The 16,899-nt window shown below is 45.5% G+C and carries 12 protein-coding genes; 9 read left to right on the top strand and 3 right to left on the bottom strand.

Going from position 1 to position 16,899, the window contains the following annotated elements; translation table 11 throughout:
* The first annotated feature begins 67 nt into the window (after positions 1-67).
* Both NST40_RS27465 and NST40_RS27460 read left to right on the top strand, forming a co-directional pair.
* A complete protein-coding gene (locus NST40_RS27465; protein ID WP_342410180.1) occupies positions 68-1,747 on the top strand; it encodes a glutamine--tRNA ligase/YqeY domain fusion protein in 1,680 nt (559 codons plus the stop codon).
* 205 nt (positions 1,748-1,952) lie between these two features.
* Positions 1,953-3,245 (top strand): Nramp family divalent metal transporter, encoded by a 1,293-nt coding sequence (locus NST40_RS27460; protein WP_076219332.1) that lies wholly within the window; start codon positions 1,953-1,955, stop codon positions 3,243-3,245.
* 94 nt (positions 3,246-3,339) lie between these two features.
* Here the strand turns inward: NST40_RS27460 and NST40_RS27455 are convergent, their stop codons facing one another.
* On the bottom strand, positions 3,340-4,506 hold the full coding sequence (locus NST40_RS27455) for an N-acetylmuramoyl-L-alanine amidase (RefSeq protein WP_342410179.1): 1,167 nt from the start codon (positions 4,504-4,506) through the stop codon (positions 3,340-3,342).
* Positions 4,507-4,655: 149 nt separating this feature from the next.
* Here NST40_RS27455 and NST40_RS27450 point away from each other — a divergent pair, with 149 nt between their 5' ends.
* Together NST40_RS27450 and NST40_RS27445 are read left to right on the top strand one after the other, a co-directional pair.
* Positions 4,656-5,663 (top strand): TIR domain-containing protein, encoded by a 1,008-nt coding sequence (locus tag NST40_RS27450; protein WP_175617364.1) that lies wholly within the window; start codon positions 4,656-4,658, stop codon positions 5,661-5,663.
* Entirely contained in the window at positions 5,660-5,899 is a 240-nt protein-coding gene (locus NST40_RS27445; RefSeq protein ID WP_036680302.1) for a hypothetical protein, read from the top strand. Before NST40_RS27450 ends, NST40_RS27445 begins: the two co-directional genes overlap by 4 nt.
* A gap of 61 nt (positions 5,900-5,960) precedes the next feature.
* On the opposite strand, the gene NST40_RS27440 is transcribed toward NST40_RS27445, so the two are convergent.
* Positions 5,961-7,046 carry an LLM class flavin-dependent oxidoreductase gene (locus NST40_RS27440; protein ID WP_076277132.1) on the bottom strand — a complete coding sequence of 362 codons (1,086 nt, stop codon included), beginning with the start codon at positions 7,044-7,046 and terminating at the stop codon, positions 5,961-5,963.
* A 246-nt stretch (positions 7,047-7,292) separates the two neighbouring features.
* On the opposite strand from NST40_RS27440, the gene NST40_RS27435 reads away from it, so the two are divergent.
* Complete coding sequence (locus NST40_RS27435) at positions 7,293-8,645, top strand: PQQ-binding-like beta-propeller repeat protein (protein ID WP_179087022.1); 1,353 nt, start codon at positions 7,293-7,295, stop codon at positions 8,643-8,645.
* A 164-nt stretch (positions 8,646-8,809) separates the two neighbouring features.
* The gene (locus tag NST40_RS27430; protein ID WP_036680299.1) at positions 8,810-10,093 is read left to right on the top strand and encodes an ArsB/NhaD family transporter; all 1,284 of its coding nucleotides are present in this window, start codon (positions 8,810-8,812) and stop codon (positions 10,091-10,093) included.
* 623 nt (positions 10,094-10,716) lie between these two features.
* Here the strand turns inward: NST40_RS27430 and NST40_RS27425 are convergent.
* Positions 10,717-13,956 (bottom strand): S-layer homology domain-containing protein, encoded by a 3,240-nt coding sequence (locus tag NST40_RS27425; protein WP_342410178.1) that lies wholly within the window; start codon positions 13,954-13,956, stop codon positions 10,717-10,719.
* A 326-nt stretch (positions 13,957-14,282) separates the two neighbouring features.
* On the opposite strand from NST40_RS27425, the gene NST40_RS27420 reads away from it, so the two are divergent.
* The 3 genes from NST40_RS27420 (at position 14,283) to NST40_RS27410 (ending at position 16,891) form a co-directional block, all read left to right on the top strand.
* Positions 14,283-15,059, top strand: coding sequence for an ABC transporter ATP-binding protein (locus NST40_RS27420; RefSeq protein WP_076277135.1), 777 nt, complete (start codon positions 14,283-14,285; stop codon positions 15,057-15,059).
* Positions 15,060-15,164: 105 nt separating this feature from the next.
* On the top strand, positions 15,165-15,968 hold the full coding sequence (locus NST40_RS27415; protein ID WP_038573373.1) for an ABC transporter permease: 804 nt from the start codon (positions 15,165-15,167) through the stop codon (positions 15,966-15,968).
* Positions 15,969-16,003: 35 nt separating this feature from the next.
* A complete protein-coding gene (locus tag NST40_RS27410; protein WP_342410177.1) occupies positions 16,004-16,891 on the top strand; it encodes an ABC transporter permease in 888 nt (295 codons plus the stop codon).
* The last annotated feature ends 8 nt before the right edge of the window (positions 16,892-16,899 follow it).

Below are 16,899 nucleotides of genomic sequence, written 5' to 3'. Positions count from 1 at the left end.
AGGTGAGGTTCTTTTTATTTTGCAGATTAAGCAGGCGGATATCACTTATAAACAGGAGGTAACACCAATGAACGAGGAACCGGAAGTATTAACAGAGAGTTACATCGACAGATTGATTCAAGAAGAGCTGGAAGCAGGGACTTACAGTAGAGATATATGCACGAGATTTCCACCGGAGCCTAACGGGTATCTGCATATTGGCAGTGCGTATGCTATTCATACAAACTATACGACTGCGAAAAAGTATGGCGGGAAGTTCCATTTGCGCTTTGATGACACCAATCCTTTAAAAGAGGATCTGGAGTATGTAAATGCCATCATCGAAGATATTCAATGGATGGGCTATCCACCGGACTATATTTTTTATGGATCAGACTATTCTGAGAAAATATACAATAGCGCAGTTACGTTAATCCGAAAAGGAAAGGCGTATGTCTGTGATTTATCACCTGAAGAGGTGACAGCCTATAGAGGGACGCTTACGGAGCCGGGAAAAAACAGCCCGTTCCGGGAGCGTTCTGTGGAAGAGAATTTGCGGTTATTTACGGAGATGAAAGCTGGAGATTATCCAACGGGAGCCAGAGTGTTGCGGGCTAAAATAGATATGAGCTCACCTAATATCAACTTACGTGATCCGGTGATTTACAGAATCATTCATGCGGAGCATTATAGAACGGGTAACGAATGGTGTATCTATCCGATGTATGATTTTGCCCATCCTATACAAGATGCTATCGAAGGGATTACGTATTCCTTATGCTCGATTGAATTTAAGGATCATCGGCCGCTCTATGAGTGGGTATTGAAGGAGCTGGATATCCCTGAGGCTCCTAAGCAAAGAGAGTTTGGACGGGTGAACATCACCGGAGTTGTGACGAGTAAACGGTATATCAGACAGCTGGTTACAGGCCATTATGTGGATGGCTGGGATGACCCGAGACTTCCTACGCTTCGCGGTTTACGCAGAAGAGGTTTTACGCCGGAGAGTATCCGGAATTTTGTGAAGGAAATTGGCTTTGTCAGAAATAGCACCATTGTGGATATTGCCATGTTAGAGCATGCGCTTAGACAAGATTTGAAGGCAAAGGTTCCAAGTGTGATGGCTGTTCTTAAGCCTTTAAAAGTGGTCATTACTAATTATCCTGAAGATCATAATGAATGGCTGACGATTGAGAATAACAGTGAAGATAAGTCACTTGGAGAAAGAGAGGTTCCTTTTTCACGAACCCTTTATATTGAACAAGAAGATTTCATGGAGGAGCCGCCAAAAGGGTATCACAGGCTGACTATGGGGAACGAAGTAAGGCTGAAGGGTGCTTATTTCATAAAGTGCAATGAAGTAATCAAGGATGAAGTTACCGGAGAAATCCTAGAGCTTCGCTGCACCTATGATCCGAGAACGAAGAGCGGAAGCGGGTTTAATGAACGGAAGGTTAAGGCAACCATTCACTGGGTATCGGCAGACCATGCTATCAAGGCTGATGTTCATCTATATGAGCGGCTGCTAAAAGATAACGACGGTCCTAAAGAAGACGGTGAGCGCTGGGACGCATATCTTAATCCAGATTCCTTAACGGTCCTGAAGGATTGTTTGCTGGAGCCATCAATGGGCAACGCAAGGCCAGAAGATAAATTTCAATTGATCCGGCACGGATTTTTCTGTGTGGATAAGAAGTATACCACGGCAGATAAGCTGGTGCTGAACCGGATAGTACCGCTCAAGGACACTTGGAAGAAAAATTCATAAGCAGCTTAAGCTGAGCGAAGATCGGGTAATTCCTGATCATCGTCCAGCTTTTTTTGTGCCTAGTCGTTGGTGAACAAGCAAATGAAAATTCCATATGAAACATGTTTACATTTTTCAGAAATAAGCATATACTTTAAATATAAGTTGCACAGGGGAAACTTTCGTGTATATAGACAACTTTTTCAGGGCAAGAGGAGGAATTGAAATGCTCGAACAAACTTTAGTAGAACAACCACATATAAAACAACATAAGAACTCGATTTCAGCACAAGCCGTACTTAACGGGGAGATCAAAGGGATTAAACGATTACTTCCTTTTCTAGGCCCAGCTTTTATCGCTGCTGTTGCTTATCTGGATCCAGGTAATTTTGCCACCAATATTACGGCGGGCTCCAAATATGGATATCTCTTATTGTGGGTGATCGTGGCCTCTAATCTAATGGCTGTGCTAATCCAAGCGTTATCCGCCAAGCTGGGGATTGCGACAGGCAAGAACTTGCCTGAGATCGCTCATGATCGTTTTCCGAAGAGTGTATCTATCTTCTTATGGATTCAAAGTGAGCTAGTGATTATAGCTACGGATCTGGCAGAGTTTATCGGGGCGGCATTAGGACTATATCTCTTATTTGATATTCCCATGCTGCCAGCAGCACTGATTACTGCGGTGGGCTCATTTGCTATCCTAGAGCTGCAACGCCGGGGATATCGCTCCTTAGAGGCAGGGATTGCCGCGATGATCCTTATAGTCGTATTAGCCTTCGCTTTTCAAGTTATTGTAGCTAAACCGGATATGGGAGCAGTTGCCGTAGGCATGTTTACACCTAAGTTTGAAGGGGTGGACAGCATCCTATTGGCCGCAGGAATTCTAGGTGCAACCGTGATGCCACATGCGATTTACCTGCATTCATCACTTACACAGAACCGTATCGTCGGGGTGAATGAATCGGAGAAAAAACAGATTTTCAAATTGGAATTTATAGATATTATTATTGCGATGATTATCGCAGGTGCAGTAAATCTGGCTATGGTTATTGTCTCCGCGGCATTGTTTTTCAAAAATGGTCTCGTGGTTGAGGATCTGGATGTCGCGTTTCAACAATTTGGTCACTTAGCTGGGCCAGTAACGGCGATCTCGTTTGGGTTGGGACTACTCATTGCGGGACTGTCGAGTTCCTCCGTAGGGACTATGGCTGGCGATGTGGTTATGCAAGGCTTCATCAACAAAAGAATTAACCTGTACTTGCGCCGTGCGATTACCATCATTCCGCCACTAGCGATCATTGGTTTTGGTGTGAATCCAACCAAAGCGCTCGTGATCAGTCAGGTGATCCTGTCCTTTGGGATTGCGTTCGCGTTGATTCCGCTGGTTGTGTTTACAAGCAATCGCCAGATTATGGGCGGGTTAGTGAATCGCAAAATGACAGCCACTCTGGGCTGGATTATCTCCGGTCTGGTTGTATCGTTGAACTTGTTCTTGGTCTATCAAATGCTCGTATAAGGAAGCAGTCAAAAGAGCCCGACCCACAGATCTCCTCAGATCATACCTGAGAGATACATGGGTCGGGCTTTTTTTGGAGTGTTGTTCCAGCCAGTTATTTAAAATAATCCGCAACGCCTTCAGCGATGGCTTTAGCCGCTTTTTTCTGATAGGAGGCCTTGCGGACAATGGACTCGTCTGTAGGATTGGTAAGGAATCCAAGCTCAACCAAGGTAGCTGGAATCCGATTCTCCCTTAGGATGTGATAATCGCCAAAGGACAACCCGTTGCTTTTCAGACCGATGCCTTGCCCCAGCCGGGTTTCAATCGCCCGCGCCAGCTTCAAATCATCCGCTTCTGAATAAAAGAAGGTCAACGTTCCGGATACATTTTTAGGTGAAGAATTATAATGAACGCTTACAAAAGCATCAGCACGCAGGGCTTGGCTCATCTGAACACGACGAGCTAACGTCGGCTTCTGATCGTCTCGGGTGCGCGTCATCTCTACCCGTGCTCCTTTAGCAACAAGAGCATCGCGGACATAAAGTGCAGTATGCAGATTCAAATCTTTTTCCATGGTGTTATATGTAGTGCCAAGCATGCCCGGATCACTGCCGCCATGACCAGGATCGATGACGATCAGCTTTCCTCGTAGTCCGCCTTTATGCTGGACGGTGCTTATGCTGCTTGTACTGCTTGTACTGCTTGTACTGCTTGATGTGCTTCCACTTCGGATATACTGCTCTGCCACCCAACCGGTTTCACCGCTGACTGTGCGAATTCGAGCCCAGCCGTTCTGATGAAGAAGGAGAGTGACTGTATCCTTGACTTTTAAAGAACCGAGCACCTTATATTGTGTTCCTGGGCCACTTCGGATGCGCAGAGAATCAGCCGTGACTGTAGCCTTTGAAGTTCTACTAGAAGCATTGGCTGATGTTGACGAGGCAGTATTGGTTTTAGAAGCAATAGACGTTCCAGAAGCGCTGGATTGCAGGGAGTTTCTGTTCACCTTTTTTAGGTAATAACCCGCGACCCAGCCAGAGGTGCTCCCCGCTTTAACCTCTAACCATCCGTGCTGCTCATCAGTCACAGTAACCCGAGCCCCATTCTTAATTGATCCTACAACAGTTGCATTCTTAGCCGGTTCATCGCGTACATTTAAAGAACTCGCATATACCTGTGCGGTATAACTTCCCGCTGCTGTCTTTGCTTCAGCAGACTGTGGCGCTGCTATACCCAAAAGGCAAGCTGTGAGCAGGGTGACACCTATCATTTTGTTCATAGTATCCTCGCTTTTTGAGAGTAGTCGTAATTCCTTACCCAATTTACGAGGTTTAGAATAATATTTTTTGAGAATATGGCCTCTTTTCTGGTGGTCTAAAGACTTGTATAATTATTACATATCGGGAAAGAGGATGAAGGAGCATTGCCGTGACTAAACCAAAGCTATTCATTGGATCTTCCAGGGAGTCTATACGTTATGCAAGAGCGATTCATGAGCAGCTGAAGAGGGATGCTGAAGTGCATCCTTGGTATGCCAACGCTTTTCGGGCGAATGAATACACTATGGAGGCGTTGGAGCGAAATTTGGATGAGAGCGATTTTGCCGTATTTGTGTTCTCGCCAGATGATGTCGCCAAAATCCGTGGTAAATATTATTATGTGACCCGCGATAATACGGGGTTTGAAATGGGTTTGTTTTGGGCTAGATTACGGCGCAGCCGTGTTTTTTGTCTAGTGCCTGATCAGGTAACTGCGCGTGATGATCTCATCCCTGGAGAAAATGTAGAAGAATATCATCTGCTATCTGATTTAGCGGGAATTACATCTTTAGAGTATGAAGTGCATCACGATAATCCTACGGCTGCTGTGGATGTGAGCTGTGGTAAGATTATTGATAGTATTCAAGAACGTGGAAGATTCCGTGACCCGCTTAAAGATTTAGAGCAGCTAAAGATGGATTTAAGGCGCAAGGAAAGTATCCTTCATTTTTTTTGGCAATATAATAGTAATGTGACCATCTCCGAGAATGGAGATAAATATCACGCACTTAGTGAGGCGATACGCAATTCCTTTTTACCTCCGAAGCATTGTCGTGTAATCGGTGCAGCCATCTGGCAGGCACAAGAGAAGGAACAACTTGTTCAGGTGGGGGGGAATGTCGGACGTGGTCACTCCTATCCCTTGTCTGTAACGAAAGGGAATGAGAAGCAGCCTAGTGTGGTAGATGCATTTTTATCGAGTAAATGGACTTTTTTTCAACGCACGGAAGTTGCAGAGGTATATATCCTATGCTATCCTCTAGGTAAGAAGTATGTTCTTTCCGTTCATTTCTCAGGAAGTGATGGATTATCTGCAGATGATCTTAAGGCGGTAGTTGGGAATAATCAGGATTTATTCCGTACCATCAATCATTTAGTAGGAGAGGATTCAGCATGAAGAGAATAAAAGGTATTAACAGCTTATCCGATGCTGTTCTCCGATCTGCGAGTGGTGGGAGCAGGAGTGCAGGCGGCGATGACAAAAGCACCAAAAGAAAAGCAGGCTCGAGTCATTCTGCTCAGCAGCCAGCTTCAGCTCAGATTTATACTGCACCTTCTTTGGACGGCGGAGACGACGAATATAAGAAGCTTATCAGCGGGAAAGTAGATAATAATAAACCATCCTTTGCGTGATTTTTTTTATAAAAAGGGGGCCTCAGCCGTTGGCTTGAGGGCCCCTTTTTGGTATTCCATTCTAACGGCTGTTCTTCTTGGCGATCTCGCGCCGTACGACAGGTGCAACCTCTGTTGCCAAAAGTTCAATGGCTTTGGCTACCTGAGCGTAAGGAAGGCCGCCGATATCGAGCTGAGTCATAAAGCGGCTATGACCGAACAGCTCATGCTGATAGAGAATTTTTTCGATAATTTGCTGCGGGCTGCCTACAGCCATCGTGTTATCAGCAGATACATATTGCCCAAAGTCATCACGAGACACCTTGTACTCTTGACCCGGTTTTGGACTGATAGAGTTACGGTAACTATAGTAGTAAGGGTAATATTCATCCAAAGCCTGCTGTGAGGTTTCAGCAATGTAGCCGTGGCTAGTGATCGCAATCTTTAGATCCTCAGGTGGATGTCCTGCTTGAATTCCGGCACGCCGATAGGTTGCGGCAAGCTCTTGAAAAGGCTCTGGACTGCCGCTTAGGATGGCGATAGCCATTCCGGTCCCGAGCATCCCGGCCTTCTCCGCACTTTCTGGAGAACCGCCTACACCAATCCAGAGCGGAAGATTCTCTTGCAATGGACGTGGAGCAATCTCCGAATCCTTCAGCGATGAACGGAAGGAGCCCTCCCAGTTCATAACTTCATGTTTGTTAAGCTCCAAGAGTAAATTGATGTTCTCGGAGAATAGACGGTGATAATCTTCAAGCTCATACCCGAAGAGCGGAAAAGACTCCACAAAAGCACCACGCCCCGCAATAATCTCTGCACGTCCATTCGACAGCAAATCAAGTGTGGCGAAATCCTCGAACACCCGTACAGGATCAATGGTGCTTAATACGGTTGTTGCGCTCGTTAGTTTAATTCTGTTAGTAACCTGAGAAATGGCAGCCAGCACCACTGGCACCGAAGAAATTACAAAATCAAGACGATGATGCTCACCTACACCAAATACATCAAGTCCCGCCTCATCTGCCAGCTTAGCTGCAGCTACAACGTCGTCGAGACGTTGTTTTGGACTGATCTTCTTCCCTGTATGACAATCCGCTACGATGTCTCCTAAGGTATAGATACCAAATTCAAAATCGGATGCTGGTGCTGCGGTTGCTTCGTTACTCATGCTCACAAACCCCTTGTTATTCATATATTTGCTAAAGCCTGTCCGTGTATGGAGGAATGTGATTATTATAACACAATGACTTACAAAATGTAAGTTTGTGAGTAAATGTTTTGATTTCTTCTGTTGTTTTTGACAAAATGGAATAATAATCCATAAGTATTATGTCCTGCTCGTCCAATATTATTATATTTGATTTTAAGAAGCTATCCAAATGAGGCAGTTACTTATATGAGGAGGAGTTTGGTGGTGAGAGGAACAATATTGAAATCTTATTTTCGTACTGCAGTTATTGGTTTAGGGGTATTGCTTATGGTAAATCCGGTACAAGCAGCTGCGGTTGATCCACACACCTCTTTTATAGGCTCGAATGGTGATGATTACTATGCAAACCTGCCTGCTGCGAAGGTTGAATGGTCAACAACAATGGATTTGCCAGCTTTGAAAGATGTGCCGTCGGATTATATCATGGGTAAGGGTGTTATTGCAGTCGGAGCGGGCAAAGCTTTTATCCTTCAAAAGGGTCAGCTTTTAGCGATTAACGTCCAGACTGGAAAAGTAATGTGGAAATACGGCTCCAAATTAACAACGCCGCTGCTCTATCAGGATGGCGTGGCTTACGTCACTTCGGAGGCAGGTACGATCTATGCAGTTAACGCGGCTACGGGCAAAAATAAATGGAGCTCATCGGCAACCAGTAAAGGTGTCAGTAAATTGTTAATTGATAAAGAGCAGCTATTCGCTGCTAATGGCGATATTCAAGCCTACAATCTGAAAGATGGCAAGTTGCAGTGGCGCGATAATTTCAGCGAAATGCTGTTTGAACCATTTATGGTTGAGGGGAATCTGGTGCTAGCTCAAAACTCAGAATCCGGAGCGTATACGTATGACATTTTACATGCGTTTGATCGAACAACAGGTAAAGAGCTTTGGAATAGTGGTAATCATAGTCTTCCGATTGCAGCAGATGGGACTACGCTTATCTCACAACGGGAAGCTACATTGGTAGACCCTCTTCCTTTGACGACACTCGATCATTTGGATGTGAAGACAGGTAAGCTTGTAAAGGCTGTAGAGTATAACCCCACTCATATAGATCCTAATCATCCGAAACCAGAAGAAGAATATATGACTAGCGGAGGCAGAGCCTGGATCATTGGGGACAGGATATATATTGGGGGACAAAAAGGAGTCTATGGCTACCCAGTAAATGTTGATCCAGCTGCCGTAACACGAGATAATTATTCGTATGAATCCATCGGAGCTAAGTTATCCTACGCGGCGGGTCCTTATGATGGAAGAATTCTTTTTAGTAACGAACAGAGCATCTATGGTGTTAAAATGTCTAATAAATCTGTGTTCCAGTACGGAGGAATCAGCAATCCGATTGCCCGCTTCGATCTGCTCGGACATGGCATGTATGTTGCCCAGACCGATGGGAAATTGGATGCTATTGATCTAATTACCGCCAAACCTATCGTGCAGCTCAAAACATCAGGTAGAGTATTCGGCCCAACCTTGCTGGAGGATGGGATGATTATTGTGCAGAGTAAAGGGAAGTTAACTGCTTTCAAGGAGCCTCAGGCTCTGAAAATGAAATAATCGAATCCACAACGGCTCTCCGATAAACATCCGGCAGAGTCGTTTTTTAGTGAAATGATTCCACAATCCCAGTGCGAAAAATACAAATCTATTTTATGATAATAAGGTTATAGGATGAGTAGACTGTAAGTTAACGAAATTACATAGAAGGACCGAGGGATATTATGGAACAGCAAGCGGTTTGGGCGATAGGTATTTTTCTGCTGATTTATGGACTTATTATTTCCGAAAAGATTCACCGTACCATTCTGGCGATGTTAGGAGCTATCGTCATGATAGCGATGGGCATTGTGGATCAGGAGACGGCACTACAGCACATCGATTTTAATACTATAGGATTGCTTGTAGGGATGATGATGATTGTAGGGATTACCGCAGAGACGGGGCTCTTTAAATACGCAGCTGTGAAATCAGCTAAGTTGGCGAAGGGGAAGCCGAAGAGAATACTGATTGCTTTGTTTGTGATTACCGCAGTGGCTTCAGCCTTTTTGGATAATGTGACGACAGTGCTGCTTATGGTGCCAGTCACCTTCAGTATTACAAGACAACTGCGCATACATCCGCTGCCTTTTTTGATGTCACAAATTATCGCATCTAATGTAGGGGGAACGGCAACCTTGATCGGAGACCCGCCTAATATCATGATTGGCAGTGCGGTTAAGGAGCTGACCTTCATGGCTTTTATTAGCAATCTGACACCCGTGATTATCATCATCGTTTTGGCGTATATCCCGCTGCTGTTATTGATGTTCGGTAAACAAATTAAAACTACACCTGAATTGCAGCAGAGCATCATGGACATGGATGAGAAGGTTATGATTACAGATCATAAGTTGCTGCGAAAATGTTTGATCGTACTGGCAATTACGATTGCCGGGTTCTTTTTACATCAGGCGTTACATTTGGAGTCCGCTACGGTTGCGCTGGCTGGTGCATTTTTACTGCTGCTGCTGACCGGAGGGGAGCATATGCTGGAAAAAGCTTTTCACAGCGTGGAATGGATTACGATCTTCTTTTTTATCGGACTGTTCGTGTTGGTGTCAGGGCTTGTAGAGACAGGTGTGATTGCAGAGCTGGCAGCAAAAGCGATTGAAATAACGAATGGTGATGTGCTGATGAGCTCAATGATGATTTTATGGGTCAGCGCCATTACCTCGGCATTTCTGGATAACATCCCTTTTGTAGCAACTATGATCCCGCTGATTCAGGAGATGGGCAATATGGGGATCAGCAATTTGGAGCCGTTATGGTGGAGTTTGGCCTTAGGCGCTTGTCTGGGTGGCAATGGCACATTGATTGGTGCGAGTGCTAATTTGATCGTAGCAGGTTTGGCAGGAAAAGAGGGGTACCCGATTACATTCATGAAGTATTTGAAGGTCGGATTTCCTTTAATGCTGTTGTCCATTGTGATCTCCAGCGTGTATTTATATTTAAGATATCTGATGTAAGCAGCGTTGCTAAGAGCCGGGGAGCGATATGCTTGAAGTGATATTTTGAAACGGTAGAAGTTGTGGAGGAAGTAGAAGGAGTAGGAGTAGTGGAAGTAGTGGAAGTAGTGGAAGTAGAGGAAGTGGTGGAAATAGTGGAAGTGGTGGAAATAGAGGAAGTAGTGGGAGTAGAGGGAGTAGATGCAGAAGTATAAGTAACAAGTGGAGGCAAAATGCAGATTTTGAAGCGGTAGACATAGGTTGGAGTGACGGTGGGAGCATATAAGTGTATTTTGTACAGTTATAACTCATCGAATAAATTGTCCCCAAAAAATAGCTGTATTCAGTACACTTATTTTCATGATTTCCTCAGCTAAAGGTGATTTTTCTGGATTTTAATTGTATAGAATACAGTTATATTCAGGACAACCCCTTTTTTATACGAAATAAGTGTACAGAATGCAACTAAATCAAAGATTGGGTTTAGATTCGGTAATTAAAATATACGGGGGGTCCGGAGGAGTTATTCCGAGGTTTACCCAAAGTCGACTTAACCCTACGCAATGCAGATAAACAAGCAGGCAGTGTTTCTCCAATATCTGGAGGCTCACTGCCTGCTTGTTTTTTACATTAGAAAGGGCTGCTTAAGGAGTATGGCTTCCAAAATACTGGTAAGTTCCTTTGGGATATTGATTCCACTCGCCCTCAAGTGAATACTGCTGTGATCCAGTGTATATACCAGATTTACGGACAATAGTTCCACCTGTGGAGAGGAATTGCTGAGTAGAGGTAGGGTCACCGATAACATCTACGATTTGGCCGTTTTTCTTCAGTACTAATGCTGTAATATTATATGTTTTTGGATTATATAGACTCAGCTCATCATTGTAATAGGAGATATTCATTAAATCAAATGCGTCCCCAAAAGTAGAATCTATAAACATATACGGCATTGCTACAGGTACAGGAAATAATGGCCGGGAATAAACCTGTTTGGTTTGGGTGGCTTTCATAAATTGGTGAACTTCAAGGGTGTAACCTTCTGCTTTTCCTGCGGGATTACCATTTCCTTTATAGTACAGCTCAACTGCGATTCTGCCGTCACCGCCGTCCAGATACTCTGAGAAGAATAGCTCAGAGGTACCCTGTGAAGCCACGCTTATAGATAATACAACCGCTTTGCCATCAGAACCTACTATCCATACCGTTCCTGGACTTGTAGGACCATTCCATATAGCTCCATTCAGAGTTGCAGGTCCGCTCAATGAACCTGTGCTGCTTTCTGTATACACTTTAAATTGACTCTGATTAGGAATCAGCTTGGAAATATCGAAGGAAATATTGGATACACCTTGCTTGGTGGTTATTGGCACAAAGCCGTTGTTTACAAGCTGGGCTGTAATCAAGGTGAAAGTTGAGGTAGCTGAACCTCCTTTATCATCCGTTGCTGTGAGGGTCACTAAACCACTAGCTGAACTATTAGCTGCCGGAGTTACCGTCAGAGTGTTGCCATTAAGGCTAAGTGTACCAGCATTTACGTTATCTATAGAAGCTGAATAAGTAAGCATGTCATTGTCGGGATCTTGAAAAAGCTGGGCCAGATCAAATGTACGTGGTGCAGTGATACCTGGTGTTAAGAGTTGAGTAGTGATTCCAGATATCGCAATGGGTGGCTGATTAGACGTTACAGTGAATGCAAAAGTAGCAGTGTTAACGCCACCTTGGCCGTCCATTGCTGTTATTGTAATCATGGCTGTGCCTGAATCGACCGGCAAAAGGTTGAGATGATTCCCATTTACAGATACAGTGGCAACGCTAGCGTTAGAGGATGCAGCTGCGAATGTAAGCGGGTCGCCGTCCGGATCAATGAACACATTACTGATGTCGACGTTTTGGACACCACTTGTGATCAGAGCAGATATTGGATCAATATTATTTTGCACGACTGGTGCATGGTTCACCGGAGTAGGACTAGGAGTCGCGACCGGAGTAGGCTCAGGAGTCGTCGCCGGAGTAGGCTCAGGAGTCGTCGCCGGAGTAGGCTCAGGAGTCGCCACCGGAGTAGGACTAGGAGTCGGCGCCGGAGTAGGACTAGGAGTCACTACGGGAGTAGGCTCAGGAGTCGCGACCGGAGTAGGCTCAGGAGTCGTCGCCGGAGTAGGCTCAGGAGTCGCCACCGGAGTAGGGCTAGGAGTCGCGACCGGAGTAGGCTCAGGAGTAGGCTCAGGAGTCGTCACCGGAGTAGGCTCAGGAGTCGTCACCGGAGTAGGACTAGGAGTCGTCGCCGGAGTAGGCTCAGGAGTCGTCACCGGAGTAGGGCTAGGAGTCGCGACCGGAGTAGGACTAGGAGTCGTCACCGGAGTAGGACTAGGAGTCGCTACGGGAGTAGGCTCAGGAGTCGCGACCGGAGTAGGACTAGGAGTCGCTACGGGAGTAGGGCTCGGAGTCGTCACCGGAGTAGGACTAGGAGTCGCAACGGGAGTAGGCTCAGGAGTCAGCACCGGAGTAGGACTAGGAGTCGCGACCGGAGTCGTCACCGGAGTCGTCACCGGAGTCGTCACCGGAGTAGGGCTAGGAGTCGCCACTGGAGTAGGAATCGGAGTCGCGACCGGAGTAGGCTCAGGAGTCGCAACGGGAGTAGGCGTCGGAGTCGGATCGCTCACGGCGTTAGCAGACGTGGACGAAGTATACACAGGAGCAACGGCTCCAGATGCATTTTGAACCTTTTGGATATTATCTTGAATGGCTGTGTAATTTGTTATGAAATGTGAAGGCAGACTGTTGCCAGGCAACTGCAGATTTTGAATAGACAAGGAGGGATCGATGGTGATCTTAGCGCCGCCTTCAACTATTTTTAAGGTTTGCAGGGAACCGCTGCCATGAATAGTAACTGGAGTTATAGAATCCACAATGATCTGCCCCACTTGGCCCTGAAAAGTTATACTCGAAACGCCATTTTTAATCTTCAAATCACCGGTAACATTGCCTTTAATAACAACATCATTTCCAGAAATATTGAGCAAAGAACCGGAGGGTAAGCCGGCGGTATTTAGTTGAACCCCTTTTTGTACAATTTCAAGCTCTTGCAAACCATCTACATGACGATTCAAGGAATTGAACTTAAGGACAGCTCCTCTTAAAGCATCATGGTTGCTATCACCCATTAATTCTTTGAGTGTACCTTCAATGAGGTAAGGCGTGCCATTGATCGTTACGAAATCTCCATCTATATTGTCGATCGTTGCAGTTTGTTGTTCTTCTTTAAAAATATTCAGCAGAAAAGAAGCCATATCCTGCCGCTGAACAGTACCTTTGGGGCTGAACCTATCTTCGGGAGAGTCTATAAGTTTAAGACGTAGTGCGACATCAGTATACTCTTTTGCCCAATTGCTGATTGTGGATTCGTCATTAACCTTGTTGGCTTGTCCGCCTTGTGCTCCAGTTCCGCGGATGGCACGTACAAATATAACTGCAAGCTCTTCTCTAGTTACAGGTCTGGATGGATTAAAATTACCTGTAAGATCACCCTCCATAAATCCTGCCTTTTTAACAGCCTCAATAGCGGAGACACTCCAACTGGAATCAGATACGTCTCTAAAGGAAGAAGCGGAATTCACTGGGGAATCTAGCTTTAAGGTCTTCGCTAAAATGGCTGCCAGCTCTTGGCGAGTCATAGTCGCAGTGGGTCTGAATTGTCCATTGGGATCGCCTTTAAGCAATCCTAGACGAGCAGCCTCAAGGATTGCGGCACTTTTCGTCTGTTGTATTTCGGTTAAATCGGAGAACGGTGGAGTGATTTCAGCTGCAGATGCATAGAGAGTACCACCGAACAAGGTGTTAAGGGCAACAAGTGTTGCTCCCCATTTTAATGATATGCTTTTCAAGCAAAAGCCCCTTCCTTAGAACCAATTTGTCATAAGCTTACTTCATTATATCGACGCAAAAGCAAAGTTTTTTAATACTTTCATCCTACTAAAAGTGATTAAATTCATTGCTTTTCTAACTTATGAACTAGAAATAACTCCACTTCTGTTCCATAAAAGGGCTTGTTTTTTGTTGACAGCTTATAAAATCGATGATATTTTAAATATTATAATTCCAATTGATTTACTTTGAATAATGATTGCCGACTGTTCCTACAGAGGTATTGCGAATGTAAAAACGCAATGCCTCTGTTTTTTTGTCCATACAGATTAAAGGAGGGGTCAAGGTGGGAGAAGCGTTGCTGTCTATTTCGAACCTAAATAAACGTTTTGAGTCTGCCGGTGGTCATGTTCAAGCACTCCATAATGTAGATCTCCATGTACAGGAGGGCGAATTTATTACAGTCATCGGCCCCAGCGGCTGTGGAAAAAGCACACTATTACGCATCGTAGCCGGTCTGGATAGCGGGTACACTGGCAGTGTCACCCTGGAAGGGGCGGAGATTGGGGGTCCTGGGATCGATAAGGGTTTTATTTTTCAGGAGCATCGCCTCTTTCCCTGGCTTACCGTTGAGAAGAATATTGCCTCTGATTTACCGCTAGGGAACAAGGAGGTTAGGGGGAAGGTCGATGAATTGATTGATCTGGTGAAGTTAAATGGATTTGAGAAATCTTATCCCCGCGAGTTGTCGGGTGGGATGGCCCAGCGGGTGGCAATAGCTCGTGCACTTCTGCGCAATCCGAAAATACTGCTGCTGGACGAACCGTTTGGTGCACTGGATGCATTCACTCGGGCTCATATGCAGACGGTATTGCTGGACATTTGGCGGGCTAACCAAACAACCATGATTTTTGTGACGCATGATATTGATGAGGCTGTGTTCTTGGGGAATCGGGTAGTGATTCTAGAGCCGCGTCCCGGGAAAATACGTAAAATTGTACCGATAGATTTACCGTATCCACGGAAAAAAACAACGACCTCCTTTCAAGAGCTGCGTTTGAAGGTGTTGAATTATTTTGAAAAGGTAGATGAGCTAGAGCTTACAGACGGAGCCGGAATATAAAATAGGTCGACCATACCCATGGAGACTTTCGAAGGCATTACATTCGAGGGTCTCTTTCTGTTTATTTAAAGTGATTGTAAATCTGGAAAAAGGTGGGTACAAAGTATGACAAATCGGGCTGTAGCCATAAGAACTTCCGGAAGACCCGGAAAGGTGGCAACACTAGGACTTGGTCTTTTGCTGCCGGGCAGTGTGCTAATTCTGTGGCAGACGCTCGGGCATTATGGAATGATCTCGGAGATGCTGTTCCCTACGCCGTATACGATTGCGGAATCTTTTGTAACTTTAGCGGCTTCAGGCGATCTGTGGCCGAACTTTAGAATCAGCTTGGTCAGAGCCTTTTCTGGATTCCTGCTAGGTGGTGGACTGGGTCTGCTGTTAGGACTTCTCGTAGGCCTGTTCCGCAGATCGGAGAAGCTGTTAGATCCCTCCCTGCAAATGATCCGCATGATTCCCAGTCTGGCGGTAGTACCGCTGTTCATTTTATGGTTCGGGATCGGTGAGGAGTCGAAGGTGCTATTGATTGCTAAGGGAGCTTTTTTTCCACTTTATATTAATACGTTCATGGGAATTCGCGGCGTGGATAACAAGCTGTTCGAAGTTTCCCGGGTACTTGGCTTCAGCCGGTTGAAGCAGATTGGCAGGTTAGTACTTCCAGCAGCGCTGCCGAACATTATTCTCGGAGTGCGTCTCTCTCTAGGGCTTTCTTGGCTGGGGTTAGTAGTGGCAGAGCTTATTGCATCTACCTCAGGCATTGGATACATGATGTCCGATGCGCGTCAATTCGCGGACACACCAGTGGTGTTCGTGGGAATTATTATTTTTGCCGTAGCTGGATTGTTGAGTGATTCCATTGTTCGTTACATTGAACGACGGTTGTTGAGATGGCAAGACAGCTATCGCGGATAACCTTGAACGCTCATTAAACAAAAGGGGGATGCACCATGAGCGATGGAGTAGAAGCTATTATCAAAAATACTAAAAGAGCCAGAGAAACGCTGGATAGCAGCGGCACAGCTCCTTTATCCAAGAAGACACCGAAGAAACCCGCAATACAAGTTGCATGGAAACCCCTGCTCTCTGATTGGGGAATGGGGGCAATTATCCCGGTGGCGACGTTAGTTCTTTGGCAGCTGGCAGGGAGTACAGGGCTGGTCTCAGCAACCTTTTTGCCGACTCCGCTTTCGATTGCAAGAGCTTTTACCGACTTGTTGGTTACTGGAGAGTTAACTCATCATCTGGGTGTCAGCATGGGTAGGGCGGGCATCGGGTTTCTTATTGGAGGTGTGTTGGGTCTTCTATTCGGCGTACTGACCGGCTTGTTTCGCAGTGTAGAATACGTGCTCGATCCTAGCGTACAAGTGCTTAGGCTTGTTCCACATTTAGCTATAGCGCCGCTCATTATTCTCTGGTTCGGGTTTGGAGAGATGTCTAAAGTTGTGATCATTATGACAGGCTCATTTTTTCCGCTCTATATTAATACGTTTATGGGCATCCGTAATGTGGACAATAAATTGTTCGAAGTAGCTCGGGTATTGGGATTCAGTCCATATCAGAAGCTGCGCAGGCTTATACTCCCGGCGGCGCTGCCCGGAATTTTGTTAGGGCTAAGGTTGTCGCTGGCTGTAGCTTGGATTGGTTTGGTTGTAGCAGAGCTTATTGGATCACAGTCAGGTATTGGGTTTCTTATCAATGAGGCGAAGCAGAACTCTAATACGGAGGTTGTATTCGTAGGCATTATTATTTTCGCAATTGTCGGTAAGCTGATCGATTCCTTGTTCCGGATTATTGAACGAAAGTTCCTGTTCTGGCGCGATAGTTACGAAGGCTAAACAAACTG

The organism is Paenibacillus sp. FSL R10-2778 (assembly GCF_038593035.1).
In the GTDB taxonomy this organism is placed as follows: Bacteria; Bacillota; Bacilli; order Paenibacillales; family Paenibacillaceae; genus Paenibacillus_AQ; species Paenibacillus_AQ odorifer.
Note: the sequence above shows the minus strand (reverse complement) of the source record. Positions and strands in the feature narration are given on the sequence as shown.